The organism is Altererythrobacter sp. KTW20L (assembly GCF_023501975.1).
Taxonomy (GTDB): domain Bacteria; phylum Pseudomonadota; class Alphaproteobacteria; order Sphingomonadales; family Sphingomonadaceae; genus Alteraurantiacibacter.
Genome location: NZ_JAMFLH010000006.1, coordinates 192,589 through 213,055 on the forward strand (window position 1 = coordinate 192,589; position 20,467 = coordinate 213,055).

At 64.3% G+C, this 20,467-nt stretch carries 19 protein-coding genes; 8 read left to right on the plus strand and 11 right to left on the minus strand.

Annotated features, from left to right (window positions below):
- Window positions 1-59 precede the first annotated feature (59 nt).
- Window positions 60-3,059 (minus strand): TonB-dependent receptor domain-containing protein, encoded by a 3,000-nt coding sequence (locus M3P36_RS07935; RefSeq protein WP_249702708.1) that lies wholly within the window; start codon window positions 3,057-3,059, stop codon window positions 60-62.
- A gap of 382 nt (window positions 3,060-3,441) precedes the next feature.
- On the opposite strand from M3P36_RS07935, the gene M3P36_RS07940 reads away from it, so the two are divergent.
- The 3 genes from M3P36_RS07940 (at window position 3,442) to M3P36_RS07950 (ending at window position 5,669) form a co-directional block, all read left to right on the plus strand.
- Window positions 3,442-4,224, plus strand: coding sequence for an SDR family NAD(P)-dependent oxidoreductase (locus tag M3P36_RS07940; protein ID WP_249702709.1), 783 nt, complete (start codon window positions 3,442-3,444; stop codon window positions 4,222-4,224).
- 20 nt (window positions 4,225-4,244) lie between these two features.
- Window positions 4,245-5,123 carry an S-methyl-5'-thioadenosine phosphorylase gene (gene mtnP, locus M3P36_RS07945; protein ID WP_249702710.1) on the plus strand — a complete coding sequence of 293 codons (879 nt, stop codon included), beginning with the start codon at window positions 4,245-4,247 and terminating at the stop codon, window positions 5,121-5,123.
- A gap of 66 nt (window positions 5,124-5,189) precedes the next feature.
- A complete protein-coding gene (locus tag M3P36_RS07950; RefSeq protein WP_249702711.1) occupies window positions 5,190-5,669 on the plus strand; it encodes a MarR family winged helix-turn-helix transcriptional regulator in 480 nt (159 codons plus the stop codon).
- A gap of 75 nt (window positions 5,670-5,744) precedes the next feature.
- Here M3P36_RS07950 and M3P36_RS07955 read toward each other — a convergent pair whose 3' ends face one another.
- The 7 genes from M3P36_RS07955 to M3P36_RS07985 form a co-directional block, all read right to left on the minus strand.
- Window positions 5,745-6,743: a type II secretion system F family protein gene (locus tag M3P36_RS07955; protein ID WP_249702712.1), complete on the minus strand. Its 999-nt coding sequence runs from the start codon at window positions 6,741-6,743 to the stop codon at window positions 5,745-5,747.
- Between the two features lie 20 nt (window positions 6,744-6,763).
- Complete coding sequence (locus M3P36_RS07960) at window positions 6,764-7,735, minus strand: type II secretion system F family protein (protein WP_249702713.1); 972 nt, start codon at window positions 7,733-7,735, stop codon at window positions 6,764-6,766.
- 75 nt (window positions 7,736-7,810) lie between these two features.
- Window positions 7,811-9,103 (minus strand): pilus assembly protein CpaE, encoded by a 1,293-nt coding sequence (locus M3P36_RS07965; RefSeq protein WP_249702714.1) that lies wholly within the window; start codon window positions 9,101-9,103, stop codon window positions 7,811-7,813.
- Between the two features lie 5 nt (window positions 9,104-9,108).
- Complete coding sequence (locus M3P36_RS07970) at window positions 9,109-9,765, minus strand: CpaD family pilus assembly protein (protein ID WP_249702715.1); 657 nt, start codon at window positions 9,763-9,765, stop codon at window positions 9,109-9,111.
- 14 nt (window positions 9,766-9,779) lie between these two features.
- Window positions 9,780-11,357 (minus strand): type II and III secretion system protein family protein, encoded by a 1,578-nt coding sequence (locus tag M3P36_RS07975; RefSeq protein ID WP_249702764.1) that lies wholly within the window; start codon window positions 11,355-11,357, stop codon window positions 9,780-9,782.
- Window positions 11,358-11,455: 98 nt separating this feature from the next.
- Window positions 11,456-12,505, minus strand: a complete 1,050-nt coding sequence (cpaB, locus tag M3P36_RS07980) for a Flp pilus assembly protein CpaB (RefSeq protein WP_249702716.1) — start codon at window positions 12,503-12,505, stop codon at window positions 11,456-11,458.
- Window positions 12,506-12,603: 98 nt separating this feature from the next.
- Window positions 12,604-13,095, minus strand: a complete 492-nt coding sequence (locus tag M3P36_RS07985) for an A24 family peptidase (RefSeq protein ID WP_249702717.1) — start codon at window positions 13,093-13,095, stop codon at window positions 12,604-12,606.
- 41 nt (window positions 13,096-13,136) lie between these two features.
- On the opposite strand from M3P36_RS07985, the gene M3P36_RS07990 reads away from it, so the two are divergent.
- The 3 genes from M3P36_RS07990 to M3P36_RS08000 are packed head-to-tail and all read left to right on the plus strand — an operon-like array spanning window position 13,137 to window position 15,491.
- Window positions 13,137-14,171 (plus strand): alpha/beta fold hydrolase, encoded by a 1,035-nt coding sequence (locus tag M3P36_RS07990; RefSeq protein WP_249702718.1) that lies wholly within the window; start codon window positions 13,137-13,139, stop codon window positions 14,169-14,171.
- A complete protein-coding gene (locus M3P36_RS07995) occupies window positions 14,168-15,265 on the plus strand; it encodes an NAD(P)/FAD-dependent oxidoreductase (protein ID WP_249702719.1) in 1,098 nt (365 codons plus the stop codon). The genes M3P36_RS07990 and M3P36_RS07995 overlap by 4 nt, the downstream gene beginning before the upstream one ends.
- A gap of 49 nt (window positions 15,266-15,314) precedes the next feature.
- A complete protein-coding gene (locus M3P36_RS08000; protein WP_249702720.1) occupies window positions 15,315-15,491 on the plus strand; it encodes a YegP family protein in 177 nt (58 codons plus the stop codon).
- A gap of 4 nt (window positions 15,492-15,495) precedes the next feature.
- Here the strand turns inward: M3P36_RS08000 and rnhA are convergent, their stop codons facing one another.
- The 3 genes from rnhA to ispH are packed head-to-tail and all read right to left on the minus strand — an operon-like array spanning window position 15,496 to window position 17,921.
- Window positions 15,496-15,942 carry a ribonuclease HI gene (gene rnhA / locus M3P36_RS08005; RefSeq protein WP_249702721.1) on the minus strand — a complete coding sequence of 149 codons (447 nt, stop codon included), beginning with the start codon at window positions 15,940-15,942 and terminating at the stop codon, window positions 15,496-15,498.
- Window positions 15,939-16,913, minus strand: a complete 975-nt coding sequence (gene thrB / locus M3P36_RS08010; protein WP_249702722.1) for a homoserine kinase — start codon at window positions 16,911-16,913, stop codon at window positions 15,939-15,941. The genes rnhA and thrB overlap by 4 nt, the downstream gene beginning before the upstream one ends.
- Before the next feature lie 9 nt (window positions 16,914-16,922).
- Window positions 16,923-17,921 carry a 4-hydroxy-3-methylbut-2-enyl diphosphate reductase gene (gene ispH / locus M3P36_RS08015; RefSeq protein WP_249702723.1) on the minus strand — a complete coding sequence of 333 codons (999 nt, stop codon included), beginning with the start codon at window positions 17,919-17,921 and terminating at the stop codon, window positions 16,923-16,925.
- Between the two features lie 76 nt (window positions 17,922-17,997).
- Here ispH and M3P36_RS08020 point away from each other — a divergent pair, with 76 nt between their 5' ends.
- Together M3P36_RS08020 and argS are read left to right on the plus strand one after the other, a co-directional pair.
- Window positions 17,998-18,654, plus strand: a complete 657-nt coding sequence (locus tag M3P36_RS08020; protein WP_249702724.1) for a hypothetical protein — start codon at window positions 17,998-18,000, stop codon at window positions 18,652-18,654.
- A gap of 67 nt (window positions 18,655-18,721) precedes the next feature.
- A complete protein-coding gene (gene argS, locus M3P36_RS08025; protein WP_249702725.1) occupies window positions 18,722-20,467 on the plus strand; it encodes an arginine--tRNA ligase in 1,746 nt (581 codons plus the stop codon).

A 20,467-nucleotide genomic window follows, 5' to 3' on the forward strand; every position in this document is an offset into this window, starting at 1 on the left:
GAAAAGGGGGCAGAGTTTCCTCTGCCCCCTCACATTGGTTTTGACTTCTTGCGCAGCCCTTAGAAGGACAGCGCGTCGGTCCGGATACGCAGGCCGGCATAGAAGTAACGGCCCAGCCAACCGGTCGGGGCATTGATCGAGCCCAGCGGCGGCAGTTCGTTGGTGAAGTTGTTTACACCGGCATAGACGCCGAACCGTTCACCTGCCGTGTTGTACTGGATGCGCGCGTCATGGATGAAGCGCTCATTGAAGTAGATGTACTCCGGCGCAGCGATATCGGGGTTGCCCGCGATCACGTCATTTGCGTAGCGGCTCTGGCGCCCGATATACTGAAGACCATAGTTGATGCTCCAGTTGTCGTTGCTCCAGGTGAGGTCGGCATTGCCGTTCCACTTCGGAGCGCCCGATTCCCCACGGTCGTCGTTTACCGTGCCGCCATTGGCAGGCAGGAAGTTCAGCTTGTCGAGATAGCCGACAGTTCCGCGGAAGGAGAGTGCGCTGCCTGCGCCGAGTCTCGTCGAATAGTTGACGGTGAAGTCGGCACCGCTGGTTTCGAAGAATGCCACGTTTACCGGAGCAAGCTGGAAGCTCTCGACATAACCGGTTCCCTGGGCTCGATCTACGAGTGGGCAGAAAACATTGTCGAGATTTGGCGAATCGACGCAGAATTCCGCCAATCTTGTCAGGCTGGTGGTGTTGATTGCCTCATTGAGTTCGATATCGAACCAGTCGAAGCTCAGGTAGAGGTTCGGGATGAAGCTCGGGCTGACGACTACGCCCGCAGTCCAGGTGGTCGCACGCTCCTGCGCGAGATTGGTGTTGCCGGAATTGAAACCGGGAAGCGACGCACTCGAATCGATTTCCGATTCGTAATCGTAATCGTCGAAGTCGGCTCCCAGACCTTCGATCAATGCACGGCAGTTGGCCACGCGGAATTCCGTGCCGTTGTCGATATTGTTCGGGTCACACGGATCTTCGATAAACGAGAATGTTCCCGTGCGCGGTGCAAACAGTTCCGTGATGTTCGGCGCGCGGGTGGACTTGGAATAGCTGCCGCGGAAGCGGACATCTTCGATCGGCGCATAGATACCGGACACGGCCCAACTATCGGCATAACCGGAAATGGAATAATCTGAAACACGCGCAGAGGCGGAAACCTCCAGCAGGTGGGCGAGGGGCATGTCGGCAAGCAGCGGGATGTTGATCTCGCCGAAGGCCTCATAGACATTGAACGCGCCGCGTTCGTCGGCCAGCAAGGCAAGATCTGCCATTACCCCGGTGTCCGGATCGAAGTCAGCAACCTGCTTCGAGATCGGGTCGAACAGCGACTTGCTCCTCTCCTCCCGGTACTCTGCACCAAAGGCATAGCCGATGGCTCCCCCGGGAAGCTCAAACAGATGTCCGAAGTCACCGGTAACGAAGCCGTTCACCACATATTGCGTGATTGTGAAGCGGTTCTGCAGATCGGCATTGATGAAATCGAGTGAAGCCTGCGATGCCACGCCTTCGCCAAACACGTTGAGCGGCACACAATCCTGCGGAGCGAAGGTCTGCGGAGCTTCGCCATAGGAGAAGTTCCCGCTGTCAACGATCCCGCTACCGTCGATGCTGACCCGGCATACGATATTCCCGTTAGGGGTGCCGTTGAGGAACTGACCTTCATCGACTGCGTCGAGAGCCGCGAAATAGCGGTCTGCGATGCGGTAGTTCAGGCTGGTGTACTTGGTGTTGTTCTGGCCGAAAGTGTAGCTCAGTTCGAACTGGGCGTTGTCGGTCAGATCGCCATCGATGCCGAACACGGTGCGGAACACCTCGCGATCGACAAACTCGCCCCTCGTGCCCAGGTCGAAATTGTCGCGGTTGAACAGAACGCCGCCGAAACCAATCGGCTCATAGTCGTCGTCGCCTGCATTCGCCGCATCAATTGCCGCAATGGCATCCACCGCATCGCGGACGTTCTGCGGAATCAGCGGATTGTCGTTGGAAACGAAGGTGAAGAAATCGAAGCTTGGCTGCGATATGGTGAAGGTTTGCGTATCGACATACTTGCCTTCCGCGAAGAAGCGCACGGTTGGCGTCACATCGTAATGGCTGAAAAAGTTCAGGCTATGGTGTTCGGTCTGCGCCTGAAGATCGCCCTGGTAGCTGGCGACAGGCGTATCGTCGGTATTGGCCGTACCGGCCGAGCGGAAGCCGGAACCGGGCAGGGAGGTGCCGGGGTTGTATACTTGGCCGTCACCGCGGAACACCGCTGCAAAACTGCTGTCGATGACCAGCGCGCCGCCAGGCGCGCTATCCGCCCAGCCGATGAACGGCAGCGGGATGTTGTCCGGGATGTTGGGATCATCGGGCTGGTCGTCCGGGTTGCGCACCAGCAACAGCGCGTCGAAGCGGCCGTTGGGGCGATCGCCAAAAGCCACGCGCTCGTCGCGGCGGAATTCATAGGACAGGGCGATGTTGCCGCGTCCACCGTGGACCTGCCGACCGACTGTAGCCGAAACGAAAGTGCTTTCCGCATCACCGAAGTCAGAAATGCCCTGCTGCGCACGGAAATCGAGGCCTTCGAAGTCATCCTTCATGACGAAGTTGACCACGCCGGACACGCCGTCCGCACCATAGATGGGCGAAACACCGCCGGTCAGAACGTCGATGCGCTCGACCAGAGCGGTCGGGATGGTGTTGATATCGACCGCAGCTTCGCCCGGCGCGCCAGCGACGTGACGACGCCCGTCCACCAGGACAAGCGTGCGCTTTGCACCCAGGTTGCGCAGGTTGAGAAGGTTGACGCCCGCGCCACCGAAGCGGGCCTGAGAGCCTGCTGCGTCGAAGTTGTCTTCCGAGTTGAACAGCGAAGGGGTCTGCGTGAGCAGTTCGGTGATGTTGGTCAGGCCGGACTGTTCGATGTTCTGCGCGGTGATCGAAACGACCGGCGCGGCATTGTCCGTTTCCGGGCGCGCGATGCGGCTGCCGGTCACGAAGATAATGTCCCCACCGTCGCTGGCGGCAGCACCGGTGGTGTCCACGTCCTGCGCCACGGCGGGAGCGGACAACAGTGCCACGGAAAGAGCAATGGGTGCGCTCGCACCCTTCAGAGCGGTTCGAAAGTTCACAGGTTAGTCCCCATCAAAGGGCCGCAGGGCGGCCAGGAAATCGGCAGTTCCATCTGATCGCAAGATAACCCCGGGCGACCAGACAGGGATAGCAAAGTGCTGGGATCGGACCTGCTTGAAGGGCGAACTAGTTTCAATTCCAATTATACTTTCGCGCCAGCTTTGTTGCAGTCCTGTTGCAGTTTAACCACAGATAGGTTGCAGAGGCGTAAAGAGCGCTTCAGGGCCAGAGAAAGAGCTGGAGAAGAGGCGGGCTTGACCCTTGTCCGTGCGCCTATAGGGAACATCGGCAAAGCGGGCTCGAAGTCCGCGTCTTGGAGAGCGATCGGTCATGAAGCTTGATTCGACAGTTGCGGCAGTGGTGACGGGCGGCGCATCCGGCCTGGGCGAAGCAAGCGCGCGTGCGCTGGCGGCAAAGGGCGTGCGGGTCGCGCTGTTCGACCTCAATGCAGAGCGTGGCGAAGCGGTCGCTACCGAGATCGGTGGCATGTTCGCCCGTGTCGATGTGTCCGACGAGGCATCGGTCGATGCCGGGTTCGCCGCTGCCCGCGCCGCCCACGGTCAGGAACGGGTGCTGGTCTGCTGTGCCGGGATCGGCACGATCGGCAAGGCCGTGCGCCGCGACAAGGAAACCGGCACGCCTTCGCACATGCCGGTGGACCTGTTTCTCAAGACCCTGAAGGTCAACCTGGTCGGCACCTTCCAGTGCGTCGCCAAGTCGGCTGCAGGCATGATGAACCTCGAAGGGCGGGAAGATGGCGAGCGCGGGGCGATGGTCACCACGGCCAGCGTGGCCGCGGTCGATGGCCAGATCGGGCAGGTCGCCTATTCCGCCTCGAAAGCCGGTGTGGCCGGAATGACGCTGCCGATCGCGCGCGATTTCATGTCCGAAGGCATCCGCATCAACACCATCCTGCCGGGCATCTTCAATACCCCACTGCTGGCCGGGCTGCCGCAGAACGTGGCCGATGCCCTGGCTGCCGCGGTTCCGTTCCCCAAGCGCCTGGGCAAGCCCGAGGAATATGCCGACCTGGTGCTGACCATGATCGAGAACGGCTATTTCAACGGCGAATGCGTGCGGCTTGACGGCGGCATCCGCATGGGACCGCGTTGATCCACAGGCAGGAGGAGCAGATGGCCGACTGGCATATCGGGGTGATCGGCGGCTCGGGGCTCTATGCTCCCGGCGTGCTGGAAGACATGCAGGAAGTTCCTGTCGCCAGCGCCTTTGGCGAGCCTTCGGGTCCGGTCACGATGGGCCGCATCGGCGCTGTGCGGTTCACCTTCATCGCCCGCCACGGGCCGCACCACCACCTGTTGCCCGGCAAGGTCAACTATCGCGCCAATATCGACGTGCTCAAGCGCTGCGGGGTGACCGATGTGCTGGCCATGTCGGCCATCGGCTCGCTGCAGGAAGACCTTGTTACCGGCAGCTTCGTGGCGGTGGAGCAGTTCATCGACCGCACCGCTGGCCGCGCCGCAAGCTTCTTCGACAGCGGGATCGTGGCCCACGTGCCGCTGGCCGATCCTGTCTGCCCGCGCCTGTCGGGTCTGGTTGCCGATGCTGCCCGCGCTGCCGGAGCTACGGTGCACCAGGGCGGAACCTATGTGGCGATCGAAGGCCCGCAGTTCTCCACCCGCGCGGAAAGCCTGCTCTACCGGTCATGGGGCGCGCAGGTTATCGGCATGACCGCCATGCCCGAGGCGCGCCTCGCCCGCGAGGCCGAGCTGCCCTATGCCCTGCTGGGCATGGTGACCGATTACGATTGCTGGCGGGATCCGGGTGCCGATGTGGACGTGGCGGAGATCCTCGCCGTAGTGGCTGCCAATGCCGATATGGCGCGGGGCACTCTGCAGGCAATTGCCGGATTGCTGCCCGCAGAACGCCCGCCCAGCCCGATCGATACAGTGCTTGACCGGGCCATCGTCACCCCGCAGGGCGGCTGGACAAGGGAGGCCACCGCCCGGCTCGATGCAATTGCCGCCCGATGGCTGCCATCGGTTTCACAATAGGTCAGCCATAGCAAAAATCGTGCGAAGCGCTTGCATTGCGCTGCAGGCTGGAACAAATGGTTGCCCATGCAACCGACAACACCACTCTCCAAGTTCCTGCCTTACCAGCTCTCGATCACGTCAAACGCTGTCAGCGGGCGGATTGCGCAGGAGTATCGCCAGCGTTTCGGTCTCAGCGTGCCGGAATGGCGCGTGATGGCGGTGCTGGGCGATTCGGGCGCCTTGACCCAGCGCGACCTGACCCAGCGCACGCTGATGGACAAGGTGGCCGTCAACCGCGCCTGCAAGGTGCTGGAGGAACGCGGCCTGGCCACGCGCACGCCCAATGCGCAGGACGGCCGCTCGCACCACCTCGACCTGACCCAAGACGGGCGCAAGATGCATGGCCTGATCATGCCGCTGGCGGTGGAAATGGAAGGCCGCGTGTTCGCCGGTTTCCAGCCGGACGAACTTTCACAGTTCCGTCACCTGCTTGATCGTGTGCGCGAACAGGTTGGCGAACTGGACAGCGACGGGGTCGATAGCGGGAACTTCAGCGAAAGCTAGGAGCCGGGCGATCCGCCGCAACAGCAAAAGGGGCCCCGCCGGTCAGTCCGGCGGGGCCCCTTTTTGTTGTGCTCGTCAATTGGCTGCGAAAGCGTCCGAAATCGAGCAGGCGGCCGGACCAAGGATCACGATGAACAACACCGGCAGGATGAACAGGATCAGCGGCACGGTCATGATCGCCGGCAGGCGGGCGGCCTTTTCCTCGGCGCGCATCATGCGCTCGTTGCGGAACTCGGCCGACAGCACGCGCAGGGCCGAAGCCAGCGGCGTACCATAGCGTTCGGTCTGGATCATGGTGGTGACCACCCCGCGCACGGCATCGAGATCAACGCGGTAGGCGAGGTTCTCGAAAGCCTGGCGGCGTTCGGTCAGGAACGACAGTTCGATCGCGGTCAGGGCGAATTCGTCGCCCAGTTCGGGATAGGCCCGGCCCAGTTCCTTGGCCACGCGGTTGAAGGCCGCGTCCACCGTCAAGCCGGCCTCGGCGCAGATCACCAGCAGGTCGAGCGCATCGGGCAGGCCCTTCTGGATTTCCTTGGTGCGCTTGTCCGCGATGTTCTTGAGATAGATTTCCGGACCCTTGTAGCCCAGGATGATCGAAGCGGCGAAGCCCATGAAGCGCTTCATGCTGCCCCATTCAGGGAACATGTCGGACCAGTAGAACACGGCCACGCCGATCAGACCCATCACGACCGGCAGAACCATGCGGGCAAACAGCACGACGACGGCCAGTTCCTTGTTGCGGAAGCCGGCCTGGGCCAGTTTCTGCTGGATGATCTTGACCTGGCTTTCCTGGAGGACCTTCATGCCCTCCATGGCTTCCTTCATCTTGTCCGTGGTGTCGGTCCGGCGGACAAGGCTCTGGCGCTTCTTGGACTTGCTCGTGATCATGCCCGTCTTGAGCTCGTCGCGGCGGGTGTTGAGTGCCTTCAGGCGCTTCACCATCGGGTCGCTGATGGTGATTGCGGCATTGATGAAGACGAACACAGTGGCTGCGGCAATGCAGGCCAAGACCGTGCCGGCCAGGTAGATGTCCACGCCAAGGAGGGTAGGGGAGGCATCAGGAGTAATCATGTCAACTTACCTTCCCGCACTCAGATTTCGAAGTTGATCATCTTGGCCATGATGAAGGCGCCGATCGACATCCACACCATCCCGCCAAGGCCGGCCACGATCAGCCGCTGGTCTTCGAAGAACCCGCCGACATATTCAGGATTGACCCAGTAGATCATGGCGAACACGATGAACGGCAGCGAGCCGATGATATAGGCCGAGGCCTTCGATTCCGAGCTCATGGCCTTGATCTTGAGCTTCATCTGAGCGCGCTTGCGCAGCACTTCGGCCAGGTTCGACAGCGTTTCGGCCAGGTTGCCGCCGGTCTCGCGCTGGATCGCCAGGGTAATGACGAAGAACTGGAATTCGGCGGTGCCGAGCCGGTTGGCGGTTTCCTGCAGCGCTTCTTCCATCGTGCGGCCGATGCGGATGCGTTCGGTGACGGCGCGGAATTCGGCGCCGACCGGGCCGGGCACTTCGCTGGCCACCACGCCGAGCGTCTCGCCGACCGGAAGGCCGGAACGCAGGCCACGGACCAGCAGTTCGATCGCATCGGGAAACTTGGAGGTGAAGGCGTTCGTGCGCCGCTCGATCAGCTTGTTGACGACCCAGTGCGGCAGGCCGGCACCGGCCACCAGGCCAACCGACAGGGCGAGCAACAGGGCGCCGGTCTTGAGATAGATCAGCGCGGCGATGGTCAGGCCGAGGCCTAGCGATGCATAGAAATACTGGATCACCGTCCACGGCATGCCGGTACGGTCCAGCCGCAGCGCCAGCGCTTCTGCCCGCGAGCCCGAACCGGCCTTGGCAAACTGCTTGGGCTTGCGCGCGGCAATCGCCTTCTTGAGCTGCGATTCCACCCTCACCCCGGTGCTTTCGGAGTGGCGGTAGCGCACGGCTTCGAGGCGCCGCTGGCTCTGCTTGGAAGCCGACGGTCCGGCCACGAGCATGTAGCCCAGGATGAGGACCCCCATCAGGCCTCCACTGGCAAGCAATAGCTGGAACATGCTCATAATTCGCCCTTGCTTTCTCGCGGTCCGAACAGCGGATCAGGTGGTCGGCCCCCGGGGAGGCCGACCGTACCCGGATCAGCCGGCAGTCGCGTTTGCGGAAGCCTTGTCGGCCTTGTCTTTTTTCGAACCCAGAAGCGACATCAGGTCGAACTTCGAACCCTTCTTGCCGGCTTCCTTGAGGCCTGCGCCGTCATCGCTGGCTACGCCCACGATGGCGGCAGCCATCTCGCGCAGCGGGGCCAGCCCCTTGTTGTTCTTGTTCGCTTCGGCCAGCGTCTGGCCCAGCTTGGCAGCACCGACCGATGCCTTTTGGTCGAACGGCAGCAGGTAGTTGATCTTGCGCTCGATCGAGGCTTCGAAATCCGAACGGTTGATCTCCGATCCACTGGCGTGGAACTTGTTGCACACGATCAGCGGCTCGGCGTTGGGCGCATTGGCCTTGAGCCACGACAGGATGCGGATTGTATCGCGCGCCGATGCCAGGGTCATCTCGGTCACCAGTGTCACCACGTTCACTTCGGACAAAAGGTGCGGGAAGTTGATCAGCATGTTGCGCGGCAGGTCGATCACGGTCATCTCGAACGCTTGGCGGAATTCCTCTGCCAGTTGCACGAAAGCCGTTCCGTCGGTCATTAGCGGGGCGTTGATCGGGGCTTCGGCGCTCATGATGGCCAGCCGGTCGTTCGCGCGGATCATGGCGCGTTCGATGAACAGGCCGTCAATGCGGCTGGGGTTCTCGATCGCGTCGGTCAGGCCGCGGCCCGGTTCCAGGTCAAGGCACAGCGCGCCGGTGCCGAAGTGCACGTCGAGATCGAGCAGTGCGGTCGAACGCTTGTGTTCCATCGAGAACAGCCAGGCGATCGAAGTTGCAATGGTGCTGGCACCAACGCCGCCACGCGCGCCGACAACGGCGGTGGAAATGTGCTGCTTGTCGCCATCGCCTTCCGCCGCGCGGGGCGCCGAGAAGACGGCCTGGGCGCTGGTCAGCGCGTCACGCAGCTGGCCGGCCGAAAGCGGCTTGAGCAGGTAGTCGTGGATCCCGCTGGTCAGCAGGTCGCGATAGAGGCGCACGTCGTTGACCTGGCCGGTGGCAATCACCACCGTGCCCGGCTCGCAGACTTCGGCCAGGGCATGGATGTCGTTCAACGGATCGCCGCTTTCCGACAGGTCAACCAGCAGGATTGCCGGGCTGGCCGAGATCGACAGCGACTGGACCGCGTTGCGCAGGCCACCCTTGTTGCACTTCTCGGGCTGCCAGCCCATTTCGACCACCACCGGACGCAGCACGTCGAGCGCGGCTTCGTCGCAGATATAGGCGGCAAACGGATCGCGGTTGCCCATCGGTCCGGCTTTCCACGGAGCATTCATGCTACTTAACTCCCTTCCGAGCTGGACACGGTCGGCAGGCCGCCGCCACCCGTGTTCGGGGCATTGCGATAGGTTTCGATCGCCTTGGTCGAGCTCATCACGACGGTCTCGCCGGAACCTGCAGCGCCTTCGAGCAGGTGCTGCGGATCGGCCACCATGGCGGCAAAGTTGCTGTTCACCGCGCAGCCGAAACCGGCCGATGTCGCATTGGCGAGGTTGCCATTGCTCTTGCCCGACCAGTTGGGGCAGTTCGGCACATGGGCGGTCGAGCGGGTCACGACCACGCGGACATGACCGGGATCGACAAAGCCGACCGTGACCGGAGCCGTATCCTCGATCAGCAGGCCATAGCGGCTGGCAACGGCGGCGACGTCCTCGGTCACCGCAGCGCTGGCCATCGGATCGTCGATCGAGATGCGGTCACCATAGCCCAGGTCCATGGCTTCGAACCAGCCGGCCAGGCGCGACATTTCGGGCACGGAAAGCCCGGTCGAGTCGGCGCGCAGGTCGAGCGTGTAGTTGTGGCGCTGCACGACCGGCTGGTTGACGCTGTTGAGCGAGGCATTGGTCATTCCGCCGCCCGGAGTGGCGCAGGCCGAAAGGCCCGCGGCCATGACGAGTGCGAGAGCCGTGGTGCCGATGCGTTTGGTATAAAGGGTCATCACTGTCACCTCTCTCAGTTCAGGCTGAAGCCGGGCGTGGAAGCCTCGGCCGTGCGGGTGTCGGGTCCGGCAGGAGCGCCACCGGCCAGGGCTTCGCCGCCCTGGTCGATCAGGCCGATCGCCGGGTTGGTCGAGGGGCCTTCATCCGCAGCGCGCGGCATCGGACGCAACTGGCCGCTCACGCCGTTGTGCTCGCGGTTGAGCAGGAACTGCTCGGCCGCGTTGGGCGCGTTGAAGCCGTCGGTAGGCAGGCGGATGTCGCGGTCGTTGACCGGCTGGACGAGATAGGGCGTCACGATGATCACCAGCTCGGTTTCGCCGCGGCGGAACTCGGTCGAGCGGAACAGGTTGCCCAGGATCGGCAACTCGCCCACGCCCGGCACCCGGTCGATGGTGTTCTGCGAATTGTTGCTGAGCAGGCCGGCGATCATGAAGCTCTGGCCGGAGCCCAGCTCGATCGTGGTTTCGGCACGGCGGATCGTCAGCGCCGGGATCTGGAAGCCGTTGAGTGTGACCGCCCCCTGGCTCGACAGTTCCGACACTTCGGGGCGGACGCGCATCGAAATGCGGCCGTTTGCCAGCACCGTGGGCGAATAGGCCAGGCTGACGCCGTAGTTCTTGTACTCCACGGTGGTGGTGCCCAGGCCCTGGCTCAGCGGGATCGGGAATTCGCCACCGGCGAGGAATTCGGCCGTCTCGCCCGACAGGGCGGTGAGGTTGGGTTCCGACAGGGTGGTCACCAGGCCTTCGCGCTCGGCAAGGTCGAGCGCGGCGCCGATATCGAGGCCCAGGAAGCGGGTAACGCCGCCAATCGTGGTGCCGGGGCTGATCCGGTCGATAACCGTACCGGGAACCACGGTGCCGTCAGCCAGTGTCACTGCGCATGTGGGCGTGGTGCAGACCGCCGTGCCAGGCGCGAAGGTGGCACCCAGCGGGCGTCCCTGGCCGATGCCGAACTGGAAGCCGCTGGAGCTGTCGATCGTGGTCAGGTTGGCGCCCAGCGAGCGGACCAGCGAGCGGCTGACTTCGGCAAAGCGGACGCGCAGGTTGACCTGCAGCGGTGTAGCCATGCGCAGGCGCGAGATCACATTGGTGGCATCGCCCACGAAGGCGGACACCAGGCGCTCGGCCTCGGCAGCGTCTTCGGGCGCGGCCACGGTGCCGGTCAGGAGCACGGTATTGGTGCCCATCGTAGCGATCTGGATGTTGGCTTCCGGCATCGCCATTGCCAGCATCTGGTCAACGCTGTCGATGTTCGAACCCACGCGGACATTGGCCGACCAGATGATGTCGCCGGCAGAGTTGCTGGCGTAGATCGTGGTCAGGCCGCCCGACAGGCCCATGATGAACAGCTGGCGCTGCGATTTCACCTGGACATCGGCAATCGTTTCGTTGGCGACGAAGATGTCGGCCATGTTGCCCGGCACGTTGATCAGTTCGCCCCGGCCGATCGACAGGACGATATCCTGTGCCGGGCTGATGGTGGACTGGGCCTGTGTGGTTTGGGCCTGTGCCGTACCGGCCGGGATGGCAGCCAGCGGTGCCAGCGCCACGGCGGCGGTCAGCACGGACTTGATAAGGCGGCTCTGCATTGTCTTGCCCCTGGATGTGGTTCCGCGACTGGCGGCGGATCCGGTGGAAGTGGCGATCTGGTCTACACTCAGCGCATTGCTCTTGCGGGTCATGGCCATTACCTTGTGGTGCCGGCGGGCCGGTCGAGCAGCGCGCCTTCGCCGCGTGCCACCGGCACTTCGGTCGTGGTCTTGCCGCGCGTCACCCGCACGCTGGGCCCGACCGGACGGGCCGGCTGGGCGGCGCCCGGAACACCCATGACGGGTGCCGCAGGCGCAGCGTTCGCACCGGTTGCCGGCATGGTGCGGCGCTGGAAGCGCGACACGTCGCCGCCGGTTACATAGGTGGTGGCTCCGTCACGCGGGCGGCTTGCCACCTGGCGCAGCAGGCGTTCCTCTTCCGAACGGCTCGCGCCCTCGGGGATTTCAACGGCACCCGAAGCGATGGCACGGTCAAGCTCGGTCTGGTTGTCCGCAATCGAACGGAGCGACAGGCTGAGCGTGCCGATGGTCTGGGCCACGGCAATCTTCTCGCCGATACGCGGGGTAACTTCCAGAGTCACCGTGCGGAACGCGCGGACCACGGTACGGCCGTCGTCGGTCGTGGTGGTCTCGGTTGACTGGTCGGTGGCCAGAACGCGCAGGTTGGTGAGGATGGTCTCCGAAGCCTGCAGGCCCGCGCCGTCATCGCCTTCCACGGTCTGGGTCAACACCAGGTCGATCCGGTCACCCGGGAAGACAAAGCCGCCCACGCCGGTCCGTGCCGACACCGGCACGGTCACTGCCCGCATGCCCGGTCCAAGGGCCGCAGCCAGGAAGCCGCGATCGCCGGGAGCCACGAGCGAGCCCTGGGTCACCGGTTCGCCGGCCGTAACCTGGTGGCGGACCACCGTGCCGAGCAGCACTTCCATGTTGGCTTCGCCGTCGATGAAATAGGCGTCCTGCACCAGTTCTTCGGGCCACAGCTGGAACGCGATGGCGTCTGCCGTGATGATGGTGCCCGGCGGCAGGCTGCGCTTGGCAACCAGTACCTTGGGTCCCTGGGGCTCGACCGGAGCAGCTTCCACTGCGGGGGCGGAGTCGCCGGCAAACATGCTCCGGGCAGCAAGGGCAGTGCCGATCGCGATGATCAGCGCCCCTACAAGCAGGATGAGCTTCTTCTTGTCCATGGTGCGTCAAGCCCCCTTAGTGGTCCTTGCGGAACGATTTGTCCGGCATAGGTCGCAAGTGGTTAAAATGAGGTTTCCTGGGGCGGCTTCCCGGTTACTCAGCCGTTAAGGCTGTTGAGCGCGGAAGCCGGAACGTAAAAACTGGCGATGACCCAGAGGCCTGCGGCCGCGATGGCCACGCCATAGGGAATGGCGAGCTTGTCTTTCTGGCGGCGGATGATGTGCCATCCGCCAAAGGCCAGGGTCAGCACGCCGCCTGCCAGCGCCATCATGATAAGCAACTGGAGGAAATGGGCAGGCGCGATCCACAGCGCCAGCGCGGTCAGCAGCTTCACGTCGCCTCCGCCCATGGCCTTCAGTGCGAACAGGATCGACAGGGCAAGGAAAGTTGTCACGGCCAGGCCAAGCTGCATCGCCACGTCGGGCCACAGGGCCATGTTGTTCGCCCACCAGAATACCGGGGCGCCCAGCGCGATCGCGCCGTTCAGCCAGTTGGCTATCCTGCGGCTCTTGAGATCGGTGAAGGCTGCAACCAGCAGCGCGATTGCCAACATGGCAAGCAGTCCGTACTTGATCGGATCGTCCAGCATCGTAAATCCCCACGGGTTCCCCCCAACAGGTTCCCCACGGCATGCTTGCTAGCGGCCATCACTTACCAAATAGTAACCACGGGCAGGAGGCTGGTATTCATCACGCGGCGGGGCAGAGCGGCACAGAGTTTGATCGTCGGGCTATTCCGTCCGGCGCGATCGAGCGCAAGTGGCGCGCGGCAGACGGGCACGCGATCCGCCTGATCGACTGGCCTGCGCCCGACGCCGGGGCTCCCCCGCGCGGCGCGATCCTGTTCATGGCCGGGCGGGGCGATGCCTATGAAAAATATCTGGAAACCTTCGAACACTGGCGGCGGCAGGGCTGGCAGGTCAGCGGGGCGGACTGGCGCGGCCAGGCTGGATCGGGCCGCCTGGGCAATGATCCGGTGACCGGGCACATAGGGGATTTTACCCATTGGGTGGATGACCTGGCGGCGCTGTGGAGCCAGTGGGCCACCGGCAAACAGGGCCCGCTGGTACTGGCCGGCCATTCGATGGGCGGGCACCTGGTGCTGCGAGCAGTGGCGGAGAACGCGCTCTCGCCCGAACCGGCCGCGCTGGTCCTGTCCACCCCGATGCTGGGCGTCCATCCGCAATGGCTGCCGCTTTGGCTGCAAGGCGCGGCATCGCGCCTGATGACCATGCTGGGCGATCCGCGCCGACCGGCGTGGAAGTGGAGCGAGAAGCCGGGCGAACTGCCGCTCGACCGGCAGGCCCTGTTGACCCATGATCCCGCCCGCTATGCCGACGAGGGATACTGGCGCGATACCCGCGCAGAGCTGGTGATGGGTCCGGGGAGCTGGGGCTGGGTCGATGCGGCTTCGCGCTCGATGCGGAAACTGGCGCGGCCGGGTGTGCTGGAAGCGGTGCGCCTGCCGGTGTTCCTGCTGTCCACCACCGGCGACAAGCTGGTGTCGTGGCGCGCCAGCCGCCGCGCCGCCGCTCGCCTGCCCGATGTGGAATTCCTTGAACTGGGCCCCGAAGCCGCGCACGAGATCCTGCGCGAGTGCGATCCGGTGCGGGACAAGGCGCTGGCGGCGATCGACAGTTTTCTTACCCGGATAGTAAATTCTTGAGCAAGCATGTCGATATTGCCGTGATCGGTGCCGGGATTGCCGGTGCCTCGATTGCTGCCGAACTGGCGGCGCATGGCTCGGTCCTGCTGGCCGAGGCGGAGCAGTTCCCGGGCTATCACGCCACGGGCCGTTCGGCGGCGTTCTGGGACGAGTGTTATGGCGGCCCGAAGGTCGTGCCGCTGACCCTGGCTTCGGGGCCGTGGCTGCGTCAGGGCGGCTTTCTGGGCCCGCGTGGCGCATTGCATATCGCGCGCGATGGACAGGAGGACGCGCTCGATGCCTTCGAGCGGGCCTTTGCCGATACCGGAGCGACGATCGAACGGGTGGGGCGCGCCGAAATGGAGGCGCTGGTCCCCGGCATCCTGCCCGAATGGCACACGGCCATCCGCGAGCCGCTTTGCGCCGATATCGACGTGGCCGCGCTGCACCAGCATTACCTGGCGGCGGGCAAGCGGGGCGGGGTGAAGCTCCTCACCGGCCACCGGCTCGTCTACGCCGAACGCAGCGGCGAGGGCTGGTTGCTGGCCTTTGAAAACGGGACCGAGGTGACGGCCGGAACGCTGGTCAATGCCGCAGGGGCCTGGGCCGACGAGGTGGCGCGGATCGCCGGGTGCCGCCCGGTCGGGATCACGCCCTATCGCCGCACCGTGGTGCAACTTCGCACCGATCCCGCGCCAGACCCCACCCTGCCGCTGGTGCTGGGGATCGACGGATCGTTCTATTTCAAGCCCGATGGCGCGCGGATGTGGCTCAGCCCGCATGACGAAACGCCGAGCGCAGCCTGCGATGTGGCGGCCGAGGAGATCGACGTGGCCATAGCCATCGACCGCTTCCAGCAGGTGGTCGGCTGGCGAATCGAAGCGGTCGAACGCAAGTGGGCGGGCCTGCGCAGTTTCGCGCCCGACCGGCTGCCGGTCTATGGCCCGGACCCTGATATGCCACGATTTTTCTGGTTTGCCGGGCAGGGCGGCTTCGGCATCCAGACCGCGCCCGCCGCCGCGCGGCTGGCGGCGCAACTGCTCACCGGTGAGGGGCGCGATGGCATGACCGCAGCCATCGATGCAGGTGTTTACTCTCCCGCCCGCTTTGGCTAGCCCTTGTCCGGCAGGAGGACGCCTGCAGTTAGAAGAAGGGGATCGCCGCATGGCGCACAAGTTTGAAATCTACAAGGACAAGGCCGGCGAGTTCCGCGTGCGCTTCAAGTACAATTCCGAGATCATGTTCTCGACCGAAGGCTATTCCAGCAAGGAAAGCGCCAAGAACGCCATCGCTTCGATCCAGAAGAACGGCCCCGGCGCGCCGGTCGAAGACAACAGCTAAGAGTTCATCTCGCGGCTCGACCCGCTTCGCTGGCGGCATCGCTGGCGAGGCGGTCGACCCGTTCGTTCTCCACGTGGCCGTTGTGGCCGCGGACCCATTGCCATTCGACCTTGTGCCGTTTGATCGCGTCGATCAGCTCGTGCCACAGGTCTGCATTGCGCACCGGCTTCTTGCTCGAATTGATCCAGCCGTTGCGTTTCCACCCTGCGATCCACTTGGTCATGCCGTCGATCACATAGCGGCTGTCGGTGTGGATCACGACTTCGCACGGTTCGATCAGGGCTTCCAGCGCCTTGATGACGGCGGTCATTTCCATCCGGTTGTTGGTGGTATCGGGCTCGCTGCCCGCCATTTCCTTCTCGTGCTTGCCCATCCGCAACAACACGCCCCAGCCGCCCGGTCCGGGATTGCCCTTGCAGGCCCCGTCAGTGAAAATCTCGACCTTTTTCATGCCGAAAAGATAGCCGGGCCCCGGGCACGATAGCAATCGAGCCGACGCACGAAATCCATCGGATCCTTGCGCGTGACCATGGCATCGGCTGGCGTGTCGAGCCAATCCTGCGCGCGGCTGGAGACAAAGCGCAGGCAGGCTGCTTCGGCCAGCAGCGGCAGCGCAGCGTGTTCTTCGGCAGAAAGCGGGCGCACCTCGGCATAACCTGCCACCAGCGCCTCGCCGACTTCGGGCCGGAAAGTGCAGCCATGATCGGCATAGCTCCAGGCGGCATGGGTCACGGCCAGATCATAGGCCATGGCATCGTTGCAGGCGAAGTAGAAGTCGATCAGTCCGGTCACCTCGGCCCCGCGCATCAGGACGTTGTCGGGAAACAGGTCGGAATGGATCACCGACTGGGGCAGGCCGCTGGGCCAGGCGGCGGCGACCATGGCGGCGTGGCCGATGGTTTCGGGAAGCGCCGGATCGATTCGCGCCAGTTCCGCCGCGCCGCATTCCGCCAGCACGCGGGCCGATGTGGCAATGTCGAGGTCGTTCTTCCGCGTGGCGGGGAAATCCATCGCATCGAGGTGCATCCGGGCGAGCACCCGGCCGACATTGCGCGCCTGCACGGGCGTCGGCTTGTCGATCGACACGCCCGGCAGGAACTCGATCAGCGCCACGGCCTTGCCGCCGATTGTGCGCGAGGCCGCGCCATCGCGATCATGGATCGTGCGCGGGACCGGGCAGCCCTTGGCGGCGAGGTGATCGAGCAGGCCGAGGAAGAACGGCAGGTCTGCCAGGTCGATCCGCCGTTCGTACATCGTCAGTATGAAGCGCGCACCGCTACCGTCCTTGCCGGTGGTTTCCAGCAGCCAGTTGGAATTGGACACGCCTTCGGCAATGCCCTTGGCGCTGACCAGTTCGCCCACATCGTAATGCGCGACAAGTGCTGCCAGGTCGTGCGACGAAAGCTGGGTATAGACGGCCACGGGGAAAGCTTACTCGGTAAGCTGGCGCGGCAGCTTGAAGATCATGGTTTCCTGCGCGGTCAGCACGGCGCGTTCTTCCACTTCGCGCCATTCGCCCAGCCGCGCGATGACTTCGCGCACCAGGGCTTCGGGGGCAGAGGCACCGGCGGTGAGGCCCAGGGTGGTCACCCCGTCGAGCCAGCTTTCCTCGATCTCGCTGCCACGCTGGATCAGCTTGGCGGGCGTGCCGCACCGTTCGGCCACTTCGACCAGCCGCAGCGAATTGGATGAATTGGGCGCGCCGATCACCAAGACCAGTTCGGCCTCGGGCGCGATCTCCTTGACCGCCGCCTGGCGGTTGGATGTGGCGTAGCAGATGTCTTCCGCCTTGGGTGCCACGATCTGCGGGAAGCGGGCCTTCAGCGCATCGATGATCTCAGCCGTATCGTCCACCGACAGGGTGGTTTGCGTCAGGAAGGCGAGGCTGCCATCCTGCGGGACTTCCAGCGTGGCTACATCCTCGACGGTTTCCACCAGCGTCATCTGGCCTTCTGCCACCTGGCCGAACGTGCCGATCACTTCGGGGTGGCCGCGGTGACCGATGAACACGATATGGCGTCCGGCCTCGATCTGGCGTTCGGCCTGGCGGTGAACCTTGGATACCAGCGGGCAGGTGGCATCGACATAGATCATCTGCCGCGCCTCGGCCTCGGCGGGCACGCTTTTCGGCACGCCGTGGGCGGAAAATACCACCGGCACGCCCTGCGGGACTTCGTCCAGTTCCTCCACGAAGACCGCCCCCTTGGCGCGCAAGCTGTCCACCACATAGCGGTTGTGGACAATCTCGTGCCGCACATAGACCGGCGCGCCATAGCGTTCGAGGGCGCGCTCCACGATCTCGATCGCGCGATCCACTCCGGCGCAGAAACCGCGCGGGGCGGCGATCAATACGGTCAGCGGGCGCTTCTGCACCGCGTTGTCGACTGTGCCGCCTGCAGGCGTGGCGGCATTTGGAAAGGGAGCGTTCATATCCACGCCACTAGCGGTTGTCGGCGCCAAGCGAAAGGGGTAGGGGCTGCTCCTGGTAAAGTACTAAGGACCGGGAATGAACCTCCGCACTGCTTCGATCGTCGCACTCGCCGCTCTGGGCTCGATTGGCCTGGCTGGCTGCAAGTCCGCAGGTGACATCGTGGTGCAGCAGGGCGTGGGCATTACCGCGCTGCGCAGCGTCTGCCCGGCGGTTGGCATTGCCGAGCATACGGGCGATGTCACGCTGTTCTCGCCTGCGAGCGCCACAACTGCCGATGCGATGGACCTGACCGCGGTCATCACCAATGTCCGCAGCACCTGCAACGATACCGGCGCCGAAGTGCGCAGCGACGCCACGTTCGACATCCAGGCCCTGCGCCGCAACACCGAGGGCGCACGCACGGTGGAGCTTACCTATTTCGGCACTGTCCTGCGCGGCGGCGATGCGGTGATTGCCAAGCGTCTGCGCACGGTCACGCTGCAATTCGCCGATGGCCAGGCGCGCGCCAGCGCCACGGGCACCGCGGGCGCGCTGATCGACCGCGCCGAAGCGACCTTGCCGGCCGACATCCGCGAGCGCATCACCCGCACGCGCGAGGCTGGCGATGACGATGCCGCGGTCGATCCGCTTACCCTGCCCAACGTGCGCGCTGCCCTGGCCCGCGCCAATTTCGAGCTGCTGGTCGGTTTCCAGCTGACCGACGCGCAACTGCAGTACAACGCCACGCGCTAAACCTGATCCGCGCCGCCTTCCGTTGGCGGTCTTCCGTTGATTGGGCAAACAGGCTAACGGCGCGGGCATGAACGCTATTCACACGCTTTACGCCGCCTATGCGGCCCGGATCGACGCCGTACTGGCTGCCCTGGAGGCCGAGGGCCACCTGCCGGCCGGATGTCCGCGCGGCAATGTCGCGGTGGAACCGCCGCGCGATCCGTCGCATGGCGATCTTGCCACCAATGCCGCCATGGTGCTGGCCAAGCCCGCCGCCACCAATCCGCGCGCGCTGGCCGAAATGATTGTCGAGAAGCTGGCCGCCGATCCGCTGGTGGAGAGCGCCGAAATTGCCGGACCCGGCTTTATCAACCTCAAGCTGACACCTGCCAACTGGCTGGCCGAACTGGCGGCGATTGCCGCCATGGCCGATGGCTATGGCAAGTCCACCATGGGGCAGGGGCGGCGGGTCAATGTCGAATATGTCTCGGCCAACCCGACCGGCCCGATGCACATGGGCCACTGCCGCGGGGCGGTGGTGGGCGATGCGTTGGCCAGCCTGCTGGAAAGCGCAGGTCACGAGGTGATCCGCGAATATTACGTCAACGATGCCGGTAGCCAGGTCGATACGCTCGCCCGTTCGGTCCACCTCCGCTATCGCGAAGCGCTGGGCGAGGATATCGGCGAGATTCCGGCGGGCATGTACCCTGGCGATTACCTGAAACCCATCGGCGCGACGCTGGCGGCAGAGCTGGGCGGGCGGTTCGTGGGCGCGCCCGAAAGCGAATGGCTGGTCGATTTCCGCACCCGCGCCGTGGCCGGGATGATGGAACAGATCCGCGCCGATCTCGCCCTGCTGGGCATCGAGCATGATGTGTTCTCGTCCGAAGCCGAACTGCAGGCGGCGGGCAAGCCGGAAGAGGCCGAGAAATGGCTGCGCGCCCATGACCTGGTTTACGATGGCGTGCTGGAACAGCCCAAGGGCAAGACGCTGGACGACTGGGAGCCGGTTGAACTGCCGCTGTTCCGCTCGACCAAATTCGGTGATGATCAGGATCGCCCGATCAAGAAGTCCGACGGCAAGTGGACCTATTTCGGCGCCGATCTGGCTTACCACATGCAGAAGGCCGAAACTGCCGACGAACTGATCGACGTGTGGGGCGCGGACCATGCGGGCACGGTCAAGCGGATCAAGGCAGCGGTCATGGCGCTCAGCGAAGGGCAGGGGACCGCAATCCCGTTCGACGTCAAGCTGGTGCAGATGGTGCAGCTCCTCCGCAATGGCGAGCCCGCCAAGATGTCGAAGCGCAGCGGCAACTTCGTCACCATCGCCGACATGGTGGACGAAGTGGGCAAGGACGTGGTGCGTTTCACCATGCTGGCCCGCAAGCCCGAAGCGCAGATGGATTTCGATTTCGCCAAGGTGGTCGAGGCATCGAAGGACAATCCGGTATTCTATGTGCAATATGCCCATGCCCGGATCCGTTCGATCCTGCGCAAGGGCGAGGCCGAAGGCTATGTGCCCTCCGATGCTCATCTCGACCTGCTGACGGCGGACGATCTCGCCCTTATCAAGCAGGCGGCGCAGTTCCCGCGCGAGGTGGAAGCCGCCGCCAAGGCGCGCGAGCCGCACCGGATCGCATTCTATCTCTATGAACTGGCGGCGACATTCCACGCCTTCTGGAACCTGGGGAATGACGATCAGGCAAAGCGCATCATCGTGGCACAGGCCCCCGAACTGTCGGCGGCGAGGCTTTTCCTCGTCACGCAAATCGGGCAGGTAATCCGCAACGGGCTCGCCCTCTTGGGCGTGGAGGCGGTGGAGGAGTTGTAA

What these genes read in the sequence shown, in the direction of transcription:
- M3P36_RS07940 (WP_249702709.1), top strand. Translation starts at nt 3,442, where the DNA reads ATGAAGCTTGATTCGACAGTTGCGGCAGTGGTGACGGGCGGCGCATCC.
- mtnP (WP_249702710.1), top strand. Translation starts at nt 4,245, where the DNA reads ATGGCCGACTGGCATATCGGGGTGATCGGCGGCTCGGGGCTCTATGCT.
- M3P36_RS07975 (WP_249702764.1), bottom strand. Translation starts at nt 11,357, where the DNA reads ATGCAGAGCCGCCTTATCAAGTCCGTGCTGACCGCCGCCGTGGCGCTG.
- M3P36_RS07990 (WP_249702718.1), top strand. Translation starts at nt 13,137, where the DNA reads ATGCTTGCTAGCGGCCATCACTTACCAAATAGTAACCACGGGCAGGAG.
- M3P36_RS07960 (WP_249702713.1), bottom strand. Translation starts at nt 7,735, where the DNA reads ATGAGCATGTTCCAGCTATTGCTTGCCAGTGGAGGCCTGATGGGGGTC.
- rnhA (WP_249702721.1), bottom strand. Translation starts at nt 15,942, where the DNA reads ATGAAAAAGGTCGAGATTTTCACTGACGGGGCCTGCAAGGGCAATCCC.
- argS (WP_249702725.1), top strand. Translation starts at nt 18,722, where the DNA reads ATGAACGCTATTCACACGCTTTACGCCGCCTATGCGGCCCGGATCGAC.
- M3P36_RS07950 (WP_249702711.1), top strand. Translation starts at nt 5,190, where the DNA reads ATGCAACCGACAACACCACTCTCCAAGTTCCTGCCTTACCAGCTCTCG.
- M3P36_RS07970 (WP_249702715.1), bottom strand. Translation starts at nt 9,765, where the DNA reads ATGACCCTTTATACCAAACGCATCGGCACCACGGCTCTCGCACTCGTC.
- M3P36_RS08020 (WP_249702724.1), top strand. Translation starts at nt 17,998, where the DNA reads ATGAACCTCCGCACTGCTTCGATCGTCGCACTCGCCGCTCTGGGCTCG.
- M3P36_RS07965 (WP_249702714.1), bottom strand. Translation starts at nt 9,103, where the DNA reads ATGAATGCTCCGTGGAAAGCCGGACCGATGGGCAACCGCGATCCGTTT.
- M3P36_RS08000 (WP_249702720.1), top strand. Translation starts at nt 15,315, where the DNA reads ATGGCGCACAAGTTTGAAATCTACAAGGACAAGGCCGGCGAGTTCCGC.
- ispH (WP_249702723.1), bottom strand. Translation starts at nt 17,921, where the DNA reads ATGAACGCTCCCTTTCCAAATGCCGCCACGCCTGCAGGCGGCACAGTC.
- M3P36_RS07955 (WP_249702712.1), bottom strand. Translation starts at nt 6,743, where the DNA reads ATGATTACTCCTGATGCCTCCCCTACCCTCCTTGGCGTGGACATCTAC.
- M3P36_RS07985 (WP_249702717.1), bottom strand. Translation starts at nt 13,095, where the DNA reads ATGCTGGACGATCCGATCAAGTACGGACTGCTTGCCATGTTGGCAATC.
- cpaB (WP_249702716.1), bottom strand. Translation starts at nt 12,505, where the DNA reads ATGGACAAGAAGAAGCTCATCCTGCTTGTAGGGGCGCTGATCATCGCG.